This window comes from Pseudomonas sp. R5(2019) (genome assembly GCF_009905435.1).
GTDB lineage: Bacteria > Pseudomonadota > Gammaproteobacteria > Pseudomonadales > Pseudomonadaceae > Aquipseudomonas.
Genome location: NZ_JAAAMT010000016.1, coordinates 41,262 through 56,771 on the forward strand (window position 1 = coordinate 41,262; position 15,510 = coordinate 56,771).

Annotated in this window: 11 protein-coding genes; all 11 read right to left on the reverse strand. The window is 58.1% G+C overall.

All coding sequences use genetic code 11. The features are described 5' to 3' along the window. Positions 1-171 precede the first annotated feature (171 nt). Complete coding sequence (locus GUY40_RS12945) at positions 172-1,743, reverse strand: hypothetical protein (RefSeq protein WP_166569337.1); 1,572 nt, start codon at positions 1,741-1,743, stop codon at positions 172-174. A 606-nt stretch (positions 1,744-2,349) separates the two neighbouring features. Continuing rightward, positions 2,350-2,871, reverse strand: a complete 522-nt coding sequence (locus GUY40_RS12950) for a hypothetical protein (protein ID WP_166569338.1) — start codon at positions 2,869-2,871, stop codon at positions 2,350-2,352. A 17-nt stretch (positions 2,872-2,888) separates the two neighbouring features. Beyond that, entirely contained in the window at positions 2,889-3,449 is a 561-nt protein-coding gene (locus GUY40_RS12955; protein WP_166569339.1) for a hypothetical protein, read from the reverse strand. After that, entirely contained in the window at positions 3,446-3,694 is a 249-nt protein-coding gene (locus GUY40_RS12960) for a hypothetical protein (protein WP_166569340.1), read from the reverse strand. The genes GUY40_RS12955 and GUY40_RS12960 overlap by 4 nt, the downstream gene beginning before the upstream one ends. Before the next feature lie 736 nt (positions 3,695-4,430). Further along, a complete protein-coding gene (locus tag GUY40_RS12965; protein WP_166569341.1) occupies positions 4,431-5,876 on the reverse strand; it encodes a site-specific integrase in 1,446 nt (481 codons plus the stop codon). 388 nt (positions 5,877-6,264) lie between these two features. Further along, positions 6,265-7,449 (reverse strand): type III PLP-dependent enzyme, encoded by a 1,185-nt coding sequence (locus GUY40_RS12970; RefSeq protein WP_166569342.1) that lies wholly within the window; start codon positions 7,447-7,449, stop codon positions 6,265-6,267. Continuing rightward, positions 7,446-9,209 carry an IucA/IucC family siderophore biosynthesis protein gene (locus GUY40_RS12975; RefSeq protein ID WP_256675726.1) on the reverse strand — a complete coding sequence of 588 codons (1,764 nt, stop codon included), beginning with the start codon at positions 9,207-9,209 and terminating at the stop codon, positions 7,446-7,448. The genes GUY40_RS12970 and GUY40_RS12975 overlap by 4 nt, the downstream gene beginning before the upstream one ends. An 8-nt stretch (positions 9,210-9,217) precedes the next feature. Continuing rightward, positions 9,218-10,360, reverse strand: coding sequence for an MFS transporter (locus tag GUY40_RS12980; RefSeq protein ID WP_166569344.1), 1,143 nt, complete (start codon positions 10,358-10,360; stop codon positions 9,218-9,220). Continuing rightward, a complete protein-coding gene (locus GUY40_RS12985) occupies positions 10,345-12,126 on the reverse strand; it encodes an IucA/IucC family protein (RefSeq protein WP_166569345.1) in 1,782 nt (593 codons plus the stop codon). The genes GUY40_RS12980 and GUY40_RS12985 overlap by 16 nt, the downstream gene beginning before the upstream one ends. Then, positions 12,123-13,322 (reverse strand): acetyl-CoA carboxylase biotin carboxylase subunit family protein, encoded by a 1,200-nt coding sequence (locus GUY40_RS12990; RefSeq protein WP_166569346.1) that lies wholly within the window; start codon positions 13,320-13,322, stop codon positions 12,123-12,125. The genes GUY40_RS12985 and GUY40_RS12990 overlap by 4 nt, the downstream gene beginning before the upstream one ends. A 75-nt stretch (positions 13,323-13,397) precedes the next feature. Continuing rightward, entirely contained in the window at positions 13,398-15,503 is a 2,106-nt protein-coding gene (locus GUY40_RS12995; RefSeq protein ID WP_166569347.1) for a TonB-dependent siderophore receptor, read from the reverse strand. Between the last annotated feature and the right edge of the window lie 7 nt (positions 15,504-15,510).

Genomic DNA, 15,510 nt, shown 5'->3' on the forward strand with positions numbered 1-15,510 from the left:
ACTGCTGCGAGTGTTCCAGCGAGAAATCTGCGTGTGTGGCGCGGATTGCTTGACCCCACCAGTGGTGAAGTGCCCGGTTTTGCTGGGGTTGGCAGGATCTGGTGGCGCGGGGGGCTGTAAGGGTGGCCCCCAAGGGCATTAGATATCGATTGCTTTCCCATTGCTTCTGCATCAGGCAGCCAGTGGCAGGGCTGCAACCTCATCACCCGGTAGGAACAACTCAGCGAGAACAGGCGGGTACTCCAGATGCTCGGGGTAGTCCTTCCAGCCCCAACGGGTGTAGTACTTGCCCTTATACGTCCGCTTGAAGCAGGGTTGATTGCGGTATCGGTGGCGCTCTCTCTCAAGCCCTTCCTGCAAACTCCAGAGCAGCCCCGTACGTGCTTCCTCGATCTGCGCAGCGGTGCATAGGCCAATGTCCAGCAACGCCTGCCACACTGGCTCTGCATCGGCGTATAGGCCCTCGATGAACTTGTCCCAGGAGCCGAACGCCTTGAACCGCCAATCAGCAGGAGCCTGCACTGTCGGAACCAGTGTGGCCACGTCTAGCCGCTTCAGTAGGCGAGCCCTTAAGAGTCCTTGCGGGATGTCCGCGCCAGCTAGAGCATGGAAGCAATGCTCGGTAAGGTTCTTTATCAGGAACTCCCGGTCTGCATCAATCAGGCGCTGCGATGGCTTGCCCCACGGCTGCTGCTTGTTCAGATAAAAGTGAGACAGCGGTTTCCACTCAGTATCGCCCAGCGGCAAGAAACTCTTGTGGGCTAAGCCTTGCTGGTCTTCCATCTGGGCGATGAACACTCCCAGCACCCGTACTAGACCTAACATGAAGCGGCAGTTGTCCCGCTGGCGCTCTGAGGGGGAAGTGTTCGCCATCCGCTCTAGTTCATCAGCGTATACACAGAGGGTGGCACGGGCAGCACGCTCTGACTTGTGCTTGGATACTGAATCCTTCCCGCGCTGATAAGCGTCCATATACTCCAGCTCTTCAAGGGGGGAGGCTTCAAGCTCCGCCTTGGTGTAGCGTTGGTCTAGATCCTGTACGGCTGTGCCCTTCTGCTGGCGGTTGTAGATACGTTGAGCCAAGGTGTTCACTTGATTCATTACGATGGCATCAGACTGCGAGAGGTATTCAGTGAACTCCTTGCCCAAAAGTTTGCGGATCTTCTGTGCTACTTCTTCGTTCGTGTCCGTCTTGGACACCTGCCACGTCGATTTCAACTTACTGGCAGGGATCTTCAGGCCTGCATCAGTGGAAACTAGCTTGTTCCCGTACGTCTGGTTCGTGTGGCCGTCACCAATGAACAAGTTGATAGGGTGCAATGCACCTACTGAGCCGTCTGTACCTTTATGGGCCTGTATGTGGCAGCGGTGGAATGTAGACTTCTTTTCATCCTGACCCCAGCCGTTGCACATGTAACTGGTGTTATGTAATGACTTCAGCTCGAACAGGGAGGCTGCAGTGTGGCCTAGTAAGATGCCGACTGTACCCGCATCTCTACAATAGTCGAAGACGTATTTACCGTGAGTGCTCTTGTAGTAGCGGATGAACTGGGCTTCTACGCGGGTTAGCTTCTTCTCTGCTCTCTTGGCGGCTCTAGCTTTGGCTTTCCTACAGGCATCTTTGCAGAAGCGTTTACTCTTGTCTTCCTGCTCCCGCTTACCTTTGTAGGAATCTTTGCACGAGTAGCAGGTGTAATCATATTCAGTAGACTTGGCCTTCTTGGCCTTGGTGTTCGTTAACATTCGTTCCACTCTTTAGGGAATCAAGCCGCATGGCAGCTTCTTCAATCAATTGTTCAACCATACGGGTTGGGTTCTTTACGCCTGTGTGTTCCATCAAGCTGAGCAGCTTGAATTGATGGTCAGGCCGGTACACTGAAACTCTCATTTCGTTCCTCTCTATGTGGGGTTTTTCTCTGGAAGTACGCATATCGGATTGGGCTGAAGCCCTTATGCCATGCGGGTTTGATCAATTAAGGCGGACACATCTCTATACTACCTCCGACCTTCAAACCCTTCCCCCGAGCAGCACGATACCGACGAAATCAGTGGGCCAAATCGGCTTGATTGTCGGGAGCGGTTGTTCGGGGATGTGGGCAATCAGCTCTGTGGGAGCTGGAGGGATAACTATCCTACGATACTTCTTCCAGTCGTCAAGGGGGGCAGGTCACTTTGATGCTGCTTCTTCCGCCCGCATAGCGGTCACGTAACAGGTGGCCATGTACCCGATGAAAGACCGGGCATCCATCTGGTGCTTCCGGGCGTGATAACAGAGGGTGTGAAAGTTCTCATCCGAGAGACGCACTGACAGTGATCGCTGGTGAGCGTTGGATTGCTGTTTGTCCTTACTCACGCTGCTACCTCGGGCTTGTGATATGCAGCTAATAGGTCGGCTAGGGCCTTTTTCTCTTCAGTCGCCTGAGCCTTTGCAGCAGCTTCTGCGGCCTTTGCAGCAGCTTCCCGCGCGCGGCGGGCAATCGTAACCTCCATAAGACGTTGAGTTTCAACCACGTTGCGTTGGTAACGTTCTGCTGCGTATTCCGCCTCAGCTTGTTGGGTGAGTTCTGGCAGTTCGGCCTCAATGATTGAACTTGGCTTCCGCAAGATCACATGCAGGTAGAGTGGTCGATTAATGATCGTCCCCATCGTGTAGCCATCTTGGATAAACTGCTGCAACTCTGGCAGCGACTGTTCAAGCGGCGAATAGCGAACAAAGTCTACATGTGCGGCAAGGCCCTTAAAATGGAGACCTTCTGAGCGTTCATAGTACTCCCTCTCTTTCTTGGAAATCAGCGCCTGAAGTTCATCTTCCGAGTGTTTGAAGACTTCTGCTACATCTTTTCCGTACTGGTATTGCGTGGTGTTAGTCATAGTTTATTCCTTGTGAGTTACTTGTACTTGTTACGTGTTTTAATCTGCTGGATAAGGCTCTGGCGGGCCTTGTCGTCGCTAGGGGGTGGGTTAGTATTGCTGGCGTTGCTGGCGTTGCTGGCGTTGCTGGCGTTGCTGGCGTTGCTGGCGTTGCTGGCAGCCTTGGCGGGTCTTGTAGCGGGGTTGGCTAGCTTATTCTGGCGGGCTTCGAGTAGTGTCTCTAACTCTGCACGGGAGACGCCTCGCTTTGCAGCTTCTGCCTCCATGAACAAGTTTAGTTCGGCCTTAACTTTGTCCACCTTAACTTTAGCCGCCGATTGAGCTTGAGCAGACTTGGCAACGGCTGTCTGTGCTGCCTTGATCTTGGACTCTTGTTTCAACTTTCTAAAGTCGAGCAAGTCACTGAGAGTTGTAATCATCCCGGCTGGGAAAACATGGTCCTCAAGACCGTTGAGATAATCGAGTTCCATCTGCGTCACTTCAACGAAGTCGAAGCTGGCTGATTCTCGTGGATGATGTGTCAGCCCCATGATGGCATCGTTAGACTTCAGGACCTCTAGGTATAGTTTCTGTGTCATTGTGGTTGCAACTCCTTTCTATCGCCAACCGTCCGGAAGCGGCGATCAGCATTAATGTACCGTCTAAAGATTTTCAGCTCTGAGAGCAGGGGGCGGATGGTTGGCCAGGATTTCTGCCAAGCGTGGAAAAAACTCCAATCGGAGTCCTGCTCGCGGATATAATGAAAATTTACTGGGTCATGTTTGCCATCACAGAGCCGGACAATCTCGCCAGTTGAGGGATTGATCTCGTGGAACAGGTTCATGCTGCTGTCTCTTGTGGTTGGTTGTTAGTTTGTTCTTGGAGCAGATACTCTTTCTCAAGTTGCTCAGGTGTTGCTTTACTGTTGCTTGCTCGCCAGTTGCGTGTCTGGCAAACATGGCTGCACCAGCGGGATCTATGAGAGCGGCTGTAATATGTACTTCCGCAATGATCACAGGCTTTTCTCTTCAATGGGTAACGCTTCGACATAGTTGACTCCGAGTGTGTAGGTGCTTATCGAACGCCAAAGAAAACCCGCAAATCCATGTAGGACTTCGGGGAGGTTGGCGTTCAGGTTGTTCGCACTAGGGTAGTGCGGGGGATGCTGCAATGCAGCAAATCTAGAAATTAGTCGCCGTTACACTGCACCCACGGCGGGGGTTACTTTGAGATGCAAGGTCCAATATGCCAAAGCCTTGATCATCCAGTGCAGCTGTCTTCTCGCTGAAGTTTGCCGATCTTCTGCACTTGGATCGACAACAAGTTTCGAGCAACAAGTTTGGAAAGGAAGGGTCCGGACTATATTGCAGCAGTTGGGGAAACTTGGAGGGGGAGTTGCTGGGGGAGTTGTATCTAAGCAGGCTACCTATTCTACACACTTTATTGATTTTGTCAAGCACTTTCATGCTGGAAAGTCAAGACTTTTGTGATGATCGGTAGTTTCTTGCGTGCGTTCTTGCGTGGAATCTGTAGCACTTGGCCCTTGTTAGACACTCAGATTTCACGTAGGAACGCGCTGATTAGGGGGTGCTGGCTGGCAGGGTGGGGAGTTTTGAGATTGCTGCCAGCTTCTGTGCTGCACTGGCGCCCTTGCTGTAGACATCGAAGGTCACGGTGCCAGTTTCATGGCCGACCAACTCGGCGATCAACGAGAATGGTACGTCGGCCCTCGATAGCAGGGTGACTACCGTCGCACGGATGCTATGGAAAACATGGCGCGAGCCGAATCCCAGCGATGATTTGAGTCTACCGAACGCTTTGCTATGCGGGTCAGACCGATTGCCATATTTGTTGCGGGAGGCGGATGGCACAAGGAAGCCGTCCTGTGCGTCATCCTTCAGGCGTTGCACCAGAGCCGTAAGGGCGGGGTGGATAGGCACTACTCGGATACCCGCTGCCGTCTTGCTTTCTTTGATATCAAAACTCTGCACGCCATCCACCATCACGATGTGTTCGGTGCGTAGCTGGCAGAGTTCTTCAATTCGGGCGCCTGTGTACGCTCCCAGGAGGATCAGGTCAGCGAGTGTATGCAATCCCTTCGTGTGGGCTTTCGCGCGCAGTGTGGACAGCTCAGCCAGTTCAAAGGCGGAGCGCTGGGCTTCGACCCTTTCCTTGCCCCGTAGCTGGGGCAGGTCGTGTTTCTCAAACGGGCTAACGGCGCCCTTGAAGTCTTGGCGCCACTGGGCGTCGTACTTCATTGCCCAGTTCCAGAACATGTTGCCAGCGAGAAGGTACTGGGCTTTCGTCTTGGGGACGACCTTGAGAGAGTCGAGCCACGCAGACACGCAATCGAAGTCCAAGGCCTTGCCGGTTTCAGCAAGGAATGCCGATAGCTTCTTAAGCTTCGACTCCTGCTGATCAACCGTCTTGTTATCGACTGCCCTGTCCTCTCGGAAGGAACGGAACGCCGCTAACTTTACCGTGGTAATCGGTGACTTCGGTTTGTACGAAGAAGGGCGATGTACAATCCTCTTTGCCTCTTCAACCTCAGCAGCAGTAAGGCTGTACGTTCCTTCAGCCATCTGCACTGCGGCCTCACGGATAAGCTGAGTTGTACGCTGTACATGCGCGACAGTGGGGCGGGGCGCTGCTTCAAGTTGCGTCCTGAGCCCCGGACTCCGTTGGTCAAGGAAGGCAAGCAAATCCTCTTTAACTCTATCTGCGTCCTCGTCAGGTTTCACTGACGCCAGCAACATGCCATCGAGGTCCTTTTCCAATATCAGACTGCCCGCTGCCAGTTCAGGCCTCCAGCTCTCTTTGAGTGCCTTTAGTTGTTCTCTAGCTGTTGCAATCTCCGCCTTCCATTGGGTGAGGTAGGGTAGGCGCCGATTCATGGCTTCGGATCGCAGGCCAGTCCCCAGCGACTTAGACAGAATCTTCCTGCCGCCGAACGCTTTCTGTACATCTGCGGGGATTGCCAGACGGACATGCCAAGTGCCGTCCTGATTTTCGAGATTGTTTGCCATGCCGAGCCCTAGATGGTCAATTGTACGTAGGAATTGTACGTAAAATTGACGTGAAGGCCAGTGAATACTGTGTTTTCTGGGGTTTTTACCGTTTCATGGAGAGTCCCTATCTCTCCGCCATACCTATACGTTAGAGCCCTGTTTATTCAGGGCTTTTTCGTTTCTGCGTGTCTGATAAAAAATCCAGCCCATGCTTTGGCCCACACCTTGGATGGTTCAGCGCCTTGCGCCAATCAAAACAGAAACGATCGACTGTCAATCGCCCAGCGGCAGATTGACAGAATTCAGACAGAATTAAAGCTGTCCTGTCCGAAGAGTTTGAAGGACACATCGGACAAGCAGCCACAGATACGGGAATGGCAGCACAGAGGCTGACAATAGCGTGGAATCAGCCCTCGATAAAAACCTTCAACGGCGGTTCGTGCATCAGGAAGTTCTGGTGCGAGATGTTCCAGGCATAGGCGCCCGCGAGGGTGAACACCAGCAGGTCACCAATCGCTAGCTGCGCCACCGGTTGTTGTCTGGCAAGGACGTCCTTTGGCGTACACAACTGACCCACCAGCGTGACGGACTGATCGCTGATCTGTGCCGGCTGAGTGCCTCGCAGTACCGTGAACGGATGGTCGTGGCCTTGAGCCGCAGGCGTGCGGAAGTGATGAGTACCGCCGCGTCCGATGGCAAAAAACTCGCCGTGGCTGCTTTTGATGTCCAGCACCTGCATGACGTAGTAGCCACATGCAGCGCTGATGAAGCGGCCGATCTCGAAACGTATGCGGGTCGCGCCCATGTCGTACTCATCGATCAACCCCTCCAGGCCCTGACAAAACCGTGGCCAGTCGAACGACTGCGCCGCGTCCTGATAGTTGATGCCCATCCCTCCGCCGACATTCAGTAGCGGCAGTTGCAGGTCGTGGTCGGCGCACAGCTGGCGGAAGGTCAGGAAGTAGCTGCGAATCAATTCAAGGTGCGCGTCGACATCCAGTTGGTGCGACAGCAAATGAAAGTGCAGTCCCTTGAGCTCCAGAGATGGCTCTTCGCGCAGCAATTGCAGGGCGCTTGCGAGACCTTCTTCATCCAGACCGAATGGCGTGGGTTTGCCGCCCATGACCAATCGGCTCTGCGGTGCCTGGGCCAGCTTCAGATTCAGCCGCAGCATCACCGCAGCCCGCACGCCGCGTTCGCGGGCGATGCGTGCCAGGCTGCGCAGTTCGGTCACGCTCTCCACGTGAAACGCCGAAATCCGGTACTGCATGGCGATGTCCAGTTCGCGATCGAGCTTGCCGGGGCCACCAAAGATCAGCGGCTGGTCGGGGCACTGCTCATGCAGCCACGTCAGTTCGCCGCCCGAGGCAGCCTCGAAACCGTCCACCCACGGCGCCAGGGTTTTCAGCACCAGGGCTTCGGGGTTGGCCTTGGCGGCGTAGAACAATTCGCAGTTTTCGGGCAGTACCTGACGCATTGCCTTTACGTGCCGTTCAAGGGCAGGCAGGTCGTAGACGTAGGCGCACAATGGTGCGTCGTGTTCAGTCTTGAGCTGCTCGATGCGTCGGGTGACGGAGACAGGAAGACTCATGCGCGTTTCCTCTTTTCAATGATCGCCAGCGGGCTGGGCAGTGAGGTGTAACCGGCCTCGCGGTCGGCGCGCATCATCAGGCGCGTCATGAAGTTTTCCTTGCTCGGGAAGGGCGCGCCGGCGCACAACTCGCGCAGTTCTGTCGGATGGTCGAGACGCGTGGATTGCGCGTGCAGCAGGTCGCCGATTCGCGCCCACAACTGTTGTTCCAACGAGTCGCTGCCGTTGGCCAGATGGAAGATCGCTTCGCCGAGATTGTTCACCAGTGCGCAGTAACCCACTCGTTGCCAGGCCTTTTGCGCGCTGTAGTACACCGAGCTGCGGGTACGTTCATCCAGCGCACTCAGGCGTTCGGCGGGCCAGATTTCAGGGACCAGCTTGGTGCCTTCCAGATCGCGAATCCAGACCTGGCTGGGCAGTCCGTCTTCAGCGAAGCCGATGACCGTGTTCTGCAAATGCGGCTCCAGCACCACGCCCTGACGGAACAGGCAATACAGCACGCCGCCGAGCATCTGACCGGCATAGGCATCCAGCCAGTTCAGCGTGGCTTCCTCAATGCTCAAACCGGTGTTGTCGGCGTAGCGCTGTACCTGCTGGCGGCAGACACTGCGACCTTGTTGATCCCAGGTGAACAGCGCCATTGCCACTTGCGGCTGATACCGCTCGCGGTCGGCGACGGGAAGGTTTTCCCGGTAAACTATACCGAAGCATTCGGTGACTTCGCGGGCCTCCTCCAGCGTACCAAGGGCGCTGAGGTCCAGGCTGGTGGCGCTGGGTTCGGGCATCAATAGGAAGCCCGGTTGTTGCGTCGCCAACTCGCTCATGATCGGGCCGAGCAGGCGAGTGAGGGCGACGGCGCTGTCCAGTTCATACCAGGCGTTCTTGCGCACGCAGTTGGTCAGGCGCACGTGCATCGAGAACTTCATGAAATAGGCCATCTGCGGATGGTAGAGCGTGCGCACCGACGACGTCGGGTACATGGCCTGACCCAGGGGGCCGAGGTATTCGATCAAGCCCTGTTGTTGCGCACGCTGCACCAGCGGGTCGGCAAGCACGCGGGCGACTTCCCAGGGGTGACACGGATAGGCGTCGTCGCGCCCCGACAGTTGTCGCAGAGTACTGCGCGGATCCTCGCCCTGATGACGAATCAGCGTCGGATCGACCTTGAACCAGTGCAACTGAAAGCGCGCCCCGACTTCCGGCGAGCAGGCCAGCAAATCGTCATGGGAGATGCCCTCGCGACTTTTCGGCGTCGGATGCAGGGCGTGGCCCCACAGCTGATGTTGCTCGGACGCCAGCAGGCTGTCGGCTGCTTCGTTGGCCGGGCGTGAATGACGCAGAAAGGTGCGGGTGATCTGCAGGCTGTTGGCGACCTGTTGCAGCATCTCGCCGACGCGGTCGGCTCCACTGAGCGGGGTACATAGCAGGCGCGCCAGTTCGTGGGCGTTCAACGGTCGCCAGCTCTGGTTGTTACCTTTGAAATAGGGTGCGCTGATGTAGTGGCAACGGCCCAGAAGGCTGGTGCGGTCGATGCGTACGACCAGCCGGCCACTGGGCAGGCGAATGCTGATGCAACGGCCGTTGGCCTGGCGCAGGCTCATCGGCAGATCCTGTGCTTGATAGTTCAGGTTCGCTTCGTTGCGTGGCAATGCGTATTCGCGCAAATAGCAATTGAGCAGGCACTCGACGGCATGTCGCTGGGCTTCGCCATCGAGGGCATGGTCATGCAGGGATACGGTGTTCAGCGATGCGGTATTCATAGCGAGCGTCATGCCGGAATCTCCCGGGAAGTCATCAATAGAGGGCGCGCGAGCACCATGGCTGCCATGGCCGCCAGGCACGCAACGAGAAAGGGGGACGCAATGCCGCAGGTCTGACTGACCAGACCGGCAGTGACACCGGCAGCGGTGCCGGCCCATTTGCCACTGGAGTCGAACCAGCCGAACAGGCGACCGGCGCTGCCTTTGCGGCTGCGCTGGCTCAGGCAGCGGTGCAGCCCGACAAAACTGAGCAGCATGCCGGCTCCGCTGAGCAGACGCAGAACGAACAGCGGCTCGGCCTGCACGCTCCAGAATTGCAGCGCGTTACTGATTGCCAGCAGCGCCAGCCCCGGCAACAGCAGGTTGCCCTGATGCTTCTGAACCCAGGGCAGGGCCAGCAGGTAAACCAGATGCGGCAGGCTGTAGAGCACGCCGATCAAGGCATCGTTGCCAATGCCCAGTTGCTCGCCGAAGGGCACGAAGTAGGGAAAGGTGACGACCATCGCGAAGCTGAACAGAAACTGCACCGCCAGCAGCCGCGGCATGTCTTCCGGCAGTTCGCCCAATGCCTGGGCTTTCTTGCTGCCCAAGGCATGTTTGGGTGCGTCCTTGGGCAGCGGCAGGATGAGCACAAAGGCCAGCAGCGGTAACCAGGCCAGATAGCGATACAGGCTTAATCCCAAGCCTTGCGAGGTCAGCAGCCCCAACAGGATCGGGCCACTGATCATCGCTAGACGTGCCGAATACTGCGTCCAGTTCAGGGCGCGGGACAGATCGCCCTCCTTGAACTGGGTCGACAGGTAGGCGTTGGACGCCGCCATCGCGCCGCCGAAGGTGCCCTGGATGATCAACGCCAGGACGAACACCGGCAGATTGGGACTGAAGCCTGCCAGCAGAAAGCCCGCGAACAGCCCGGCATGAGCGCGCAGCAACGACAGGCGACAACCGTTGCGATCGGCCCAGCGTCCCCAGATCGGCGCCGCCAGTGCGGTGCAGAGTGTCGGCAGTACGAACAGCACACCGATGGCCCAGCCTGGTGTATCAGGTGCGAGGTCGGCGAGGATGCGCGGCAGGTACAACGGAATACCCAGCGCCGTGAAGGCCGACAGGTAGTGCCCCAGCAAGACGCTGGTGATCAGACGTCGTTGCATGGAGCGTCCTCCAGCAGGAAGTTCGCCGCGCTGTAGCCATAGAACTTGTTGATGTCGCTGGCACCGGAATGCGCCTTGCTGAACAGGCTGCCGGCGCTGAGCAGGTATTTCACCGGCAGTTTCGGGCTGTCGAGCAGCCATCGGCGCGCGTCTTGACAGTCGATGCCTTCTGCTTCGAGTTTTTGCAGACAGGTCATGAGACGCTGACGCAGCGTGCCATACAGGCTGGATCGAGAGGCCAGGCCTGCGGTCGCTATCGCTTCCAGGATCGCAACGATGTTCAGCTGCAAGGTGATGGTGCAGAACATCTCGGCCAACGGTTGGCTGCTGTCGACGCGAATGCGCTCATCCTGCAAGGCGGCCGGCAGATCAGCGAGATCCGGGCAGGCATTGGCGAAGCGCTGAGGCCACAGGCGAGCGGCGTCGTTGTCCTTCATCAGCAGCCGCAATGGCTGACCTTGTTCGAACATCAATACGGCGTTCTGCTGGTTGGCCTCCAGCGCGATGCCGTAATGCAGCCACAGTCGCAGATGGACCTGCAGCAGCAGATCAAGATAATCGTCCAGCCAGTGTTGCAACGAACCTGCATAGAAGCGCTCGGCCAGTTGCTCGAGGAACAGCTGCCCATCGGCAAGCGGGCTGGCCAACGCGGCGACAGGTACCAGCGTGCTGTTCTCCAGACCCGCCGGGTAACGGCGCACGATATAGGCCAGATGACGACTCTCGGCGGCATGACCACCGTGTTTTTCGTCGACGTGCAGATAACGTGACGCCAGTGCCGGATCGCGCTCGGTCAAGGCCAGCAGGGTGGTCTGGAACCAGTGACCGTCGTATAGGGTGCTGGGTTTGATCAGGCGCAAATTGCGCGCACCGAGCGTGCTGACCAATAACGGCAGTTTGATGTGCCACTGAGGTTGATCGATGCAGACCACCGTGCGCACGGATAGCGTAGGCTCGACCTGCATGGCAGTACGTGGAGCCTTGAGCGTGCCTTCAGGCAGGCCGTATTGCGCAAGCTCGCCCCAGGTCAGCGGGTGTACTGGCAGTAATGAATGGCTGTTTTGCAAGGTCGGTGACAAGCCGACATCCTCGAAGTCCGGCCAGTGCGGCGGCTGCGGGCTGGTCAGGGTCAGGGCGTTGTTGGGAATCGCCAGCCAGTTGAGTTCGAAGCGCGGCGCAAACTCCGGCGCGTAGCCTTTGAGCGCGGCGGCATCGAAGCCGCTTTTGGCCCGCGCCGTTGGATAGAACGGGTGATCCAGGTAGCTCGCCAGTTGATCGATCTTCAGCAGCCTCTGTGACCAGTCCTTCAGGTCAGTCACGTCGCTCAGCGCGGGCGCATGTTGGCCATACGCCTGATTGCACAGGGTCCGGTGTTCGGTCGCGCAATCCGCTTCTTTCAGATACGCCGCGAACAGCGTCAGACTTTCTTCGTCCAGACCGTGGCTCAGGTGGTCCAGCCAGAGCCGGTAGCCGCGTTGAACCTCGCCGTGGCTTTGCGGCGACACCTTGATCCAGGCGTCGCCCGTACCGATCCAGTCCTGCAACGGATACGCCTTGACCACCGGCAGCCATAGTTCGTCGGCGCCCAGATGGGCGATTCGCAGCCAGCTGGCGTCGGGCTGATGCTGCAAGTGTTGGCTCAGTTCTTCCGGCAGCCGACAAATCTGTCCTTTGCTGACGATCCCGCGGATGTCCTCGCGCAGGCAGCAATCGATGATGCGTCGAGTCATGAACGCCTGATCCGCGTCCTCCGGATGCAGGCTCATGCCACCACCCACTTCAGGTCGTTCAGGGTCGAGTTCAGTTGCGCTTCGAGGCTCACGTCATCCGGCGCGATCAGTCTCAGTACGCCGACGTAGTCCTTGTTGGAATGGCTGATGGTCACGGTGTCGCCGGTATTGTGCAGTGCACGGTAATCGCACCAATGGCCCTCACGTTCGACGTTGAAGCTGGCGCTGGCCTGATCCAGACGTCCCGAGCGGTCGGCCACAAGGTAATGAACGGTTGCTTCGGCTTGCGCCGGTTGCGCGTCGATCAGGTTGTCTCCCAAATGCAAAGCGACGATGCGGTCGAACCAACCCTGTGGCAGCAGCCGATCAAGCAGGAACTCGCGACCATCGCCGATGCTGCGATAGTTGATTTCAACCAGTACCGGGCCTTGAGCGGTCAGAATGAATTCGCTGTGGCAGACACCGAAATTGACCCCGAACGCTGCTACTTGAGCCAGCGCGGCGGCACGCTGGGCGCGGCTGAGTTGTCCATTCCAGCGCGCGGCGAGTTCTACGAAATGCGGCGGTGGTGAAAGGGTGACGTCGAAGCCACCGATGGCTTGCAGATTGCGCCCGTCGCCCAGGGTTTCGAGGGTGAACAACGGACCTTCCATGTATGCCTCCAGCAACAGCGCCCGGTCCGGTTGCTGCTGCCAGAACTGCTCGCAGTAAGCGGTCAGCTCGGCGGCGTTGTGACACAGTCTGACGTCCAGGCTGGCGACGCCTTCACGAGGCTTGGCGACCACCGGCCATGGCGCATCGGTCGGCAGTTTGGAATTCGATGTGAGCACCTGGAACCATGGCCCGGGCAGACCCAGACGTTGCATGCGTTCGCGCATGGCCGCCTTGTTCTTCGCCGCATAGCACAGCCGCCAGTCCTTGCCAGGGCATTCGAATGCCTCGGCCACCATCGCTGTCGCGGTCTGCAGGTGATCGCTGTTGGAGAACACTGCGACGGGGCGCAAGCCCTGACTGTTGAGTGTCTCGATGACAGCGAGCGGATTGAACACATCACATTCGATGACGTGCAGCAGTTCCGGCGAAATGTGCGAGGTGGCGAGCAGGCGCCGGTGTTCCTGAGCGTGGTCGGTGATGATCACGATCGGCAACCCGCGTTTGTGCGCGGCAGGCAGGAAACCCTCGAGAATGGCAGGGTGGGCGACGTGAGCAAGGATGACGAATGGACGTTGCATGGCAGTTTCCTGGGGGCAGCAGTCGCCCGTCCCGGAGGATCGGGCAACTGGTTTGCAGGGGCGCAAGTGCGCGGTTTAGAAGCGGTAGTTGACGCCTAGGGTGAGCGAGCGCTCTGGTGCGGGTTGACGACCCCATGGACTGGTGTCGATACCACGGAAGTAGTACGCGCGGTTGAACAGGTTGCTGATGCCCGCGGACGCGGTCAGGACGCTCTTGTCTGCCAGCACGAACTCACGCTCGAGGGCGGTGTTCCAGACCCAGTAAGCAGGCAGTTTGCCCACGCTGGCAGTGGCATCTTCATCGCTGGAGTTAGCAGCATCGGTGTAAGCACTGCTGACGTACAGGCCGTCGAGGTTGTAGGTCCAGTGCTCGGCAAAACGGTAACGACCGTCAACCGTGAACTGATTGCGCGAGGAGTACGGCACCTCGTTGTCCTTGAATGTGCCGTTGCGTTGCTTGGCATCGAGGTAGGCATAACTGGCGTGCAGGTCTAGATCACGCATTGCTTGCGGCGTCCAGAAAATCTCGGTCTCGAAACCCTGATGACGCGTGCTGCCGAGGTTGTCGAAGCGGTCGGTCCTGGCGTTGTAGATGATCTGGTCATCGAAATCGATGCGGTACAGACCGAAGTCGACGCGCAGGCCGTCCCACGGGGTATAGCGCACGCCGGTCTCGTAGTTCCACGCCAGTTCGGCGCCGACATCGCCTTCCTTGACGATCTGCGTGACTTGTGGAGGACGCAGGGACTTCTGGGCGTTGGCGTAGACGTACCAGGCGTCGGTCGCCTGATAACCCACAGTCAGGCCCGGCAGCCATTCTTCGGATTTGTTCTCGCGCGAGAACCCGGTGATGCCGTCACTGTAATCCATGCGGGCGTTTTCGTACCGCACGCCGGGGGTGATGGTCAGGCGATGATCGAGCAGACTGATGGCGTTGCTGAGATAGAACGCGCGGGCGTCGTCATCGAACTTCCAGTCCCGGAACGGCGCCGTCACGCCGGTAGCGGTGCTCTGGCGGTTGACCTTGTAGTCGATGTCTTCACTGACATAACGGGCGCCCAGCAACCAGGTCTGGCCGACGGTGTCGCCATCGATGGTGGCACTGATACGCGGCTCCGTGCCCCAGACTTTAAAGTCGCGTGGGCCGTCCTGTTTGGTCACTGCCGTACTGTTCGGGGTGAACGGCAGGCCGACCACGAAGTTGCGGTAGCTGTCGTGGGCGAAGTTGGTCCAGCTGAATTCTACTGAGTCGAACGGCCCCATGGCGCCCAGGCGCTGGGTGTAGGTGCCCCAGACGCGATTGGTGTCGCCCTCGAAGCGGTCCAGCGGACGCGTCGATTGCCGTGGATCATTCTTGTAATCCTGCACGCTGAGCGCTCCGGCCAGGTCCATGTCGGCCTTGTAGCGCTGGATACCAAAGCTCAGATCGCGATCGTCGTCGATGTTCCACTGGCCGCGCAGACGGTAGTTCTGCACATCGGTGTCGGAGTGCTCGCGACCGTATTCGCCACTCAGGGTGTTGATGTCCAGTTGCAGGCCGAAGTGGTCGGTCAGGTAGCCACCGGTGCCCAGATAGCTGTCCCACAACTGGCGCCCGCCAGCGTTGAATGTGATCTTCTCCTGCACAGTGGTTGCCCACTTGTGCGCAATCGGCTTGCTGATGAAGTTGATCACCCCGCCAACGTTGTTCGGACCGTATTGCACCGCTGCGCCCCCACGCACGATATCAATACGGTCGACAGTGGCCATGGTCATTGGAAACAGCGACAGACCGGTCTGGCCGTACGGCGCCAGTGCCAGTGGAATGCCATCCGACAACGCTTGAATCCGGCCGCTGCGACTCTCGTACAGCCCGCGTACCGAAATCTGTGGCAAGGCGCCGGTGCCGGTTTCGTCCAAGACCTTGATGCCAGGTACCCGTTGCAGCGCGTCGTCCAGACCGCGGGCGCTGGCTTTTTTCAGTTCGCTGGAGTCGACAACGCTGCGGCTGCCGGCATAGGTACGCACCTCCTGATCGCTGGCCGTCCCGAGTACGTCACCCTGAATCACCATGGGCGCCAGTAACTTGCCGCTGGCAGGTCCGGTGGACAACTCGACGGATTGATCGGCGGCCATGGCACCGTGGCAGATGCCCAGTGTGATAAGACTGAGTGAAAAGTGTAGGGATGTTGTTGTTTTCATTTGAACT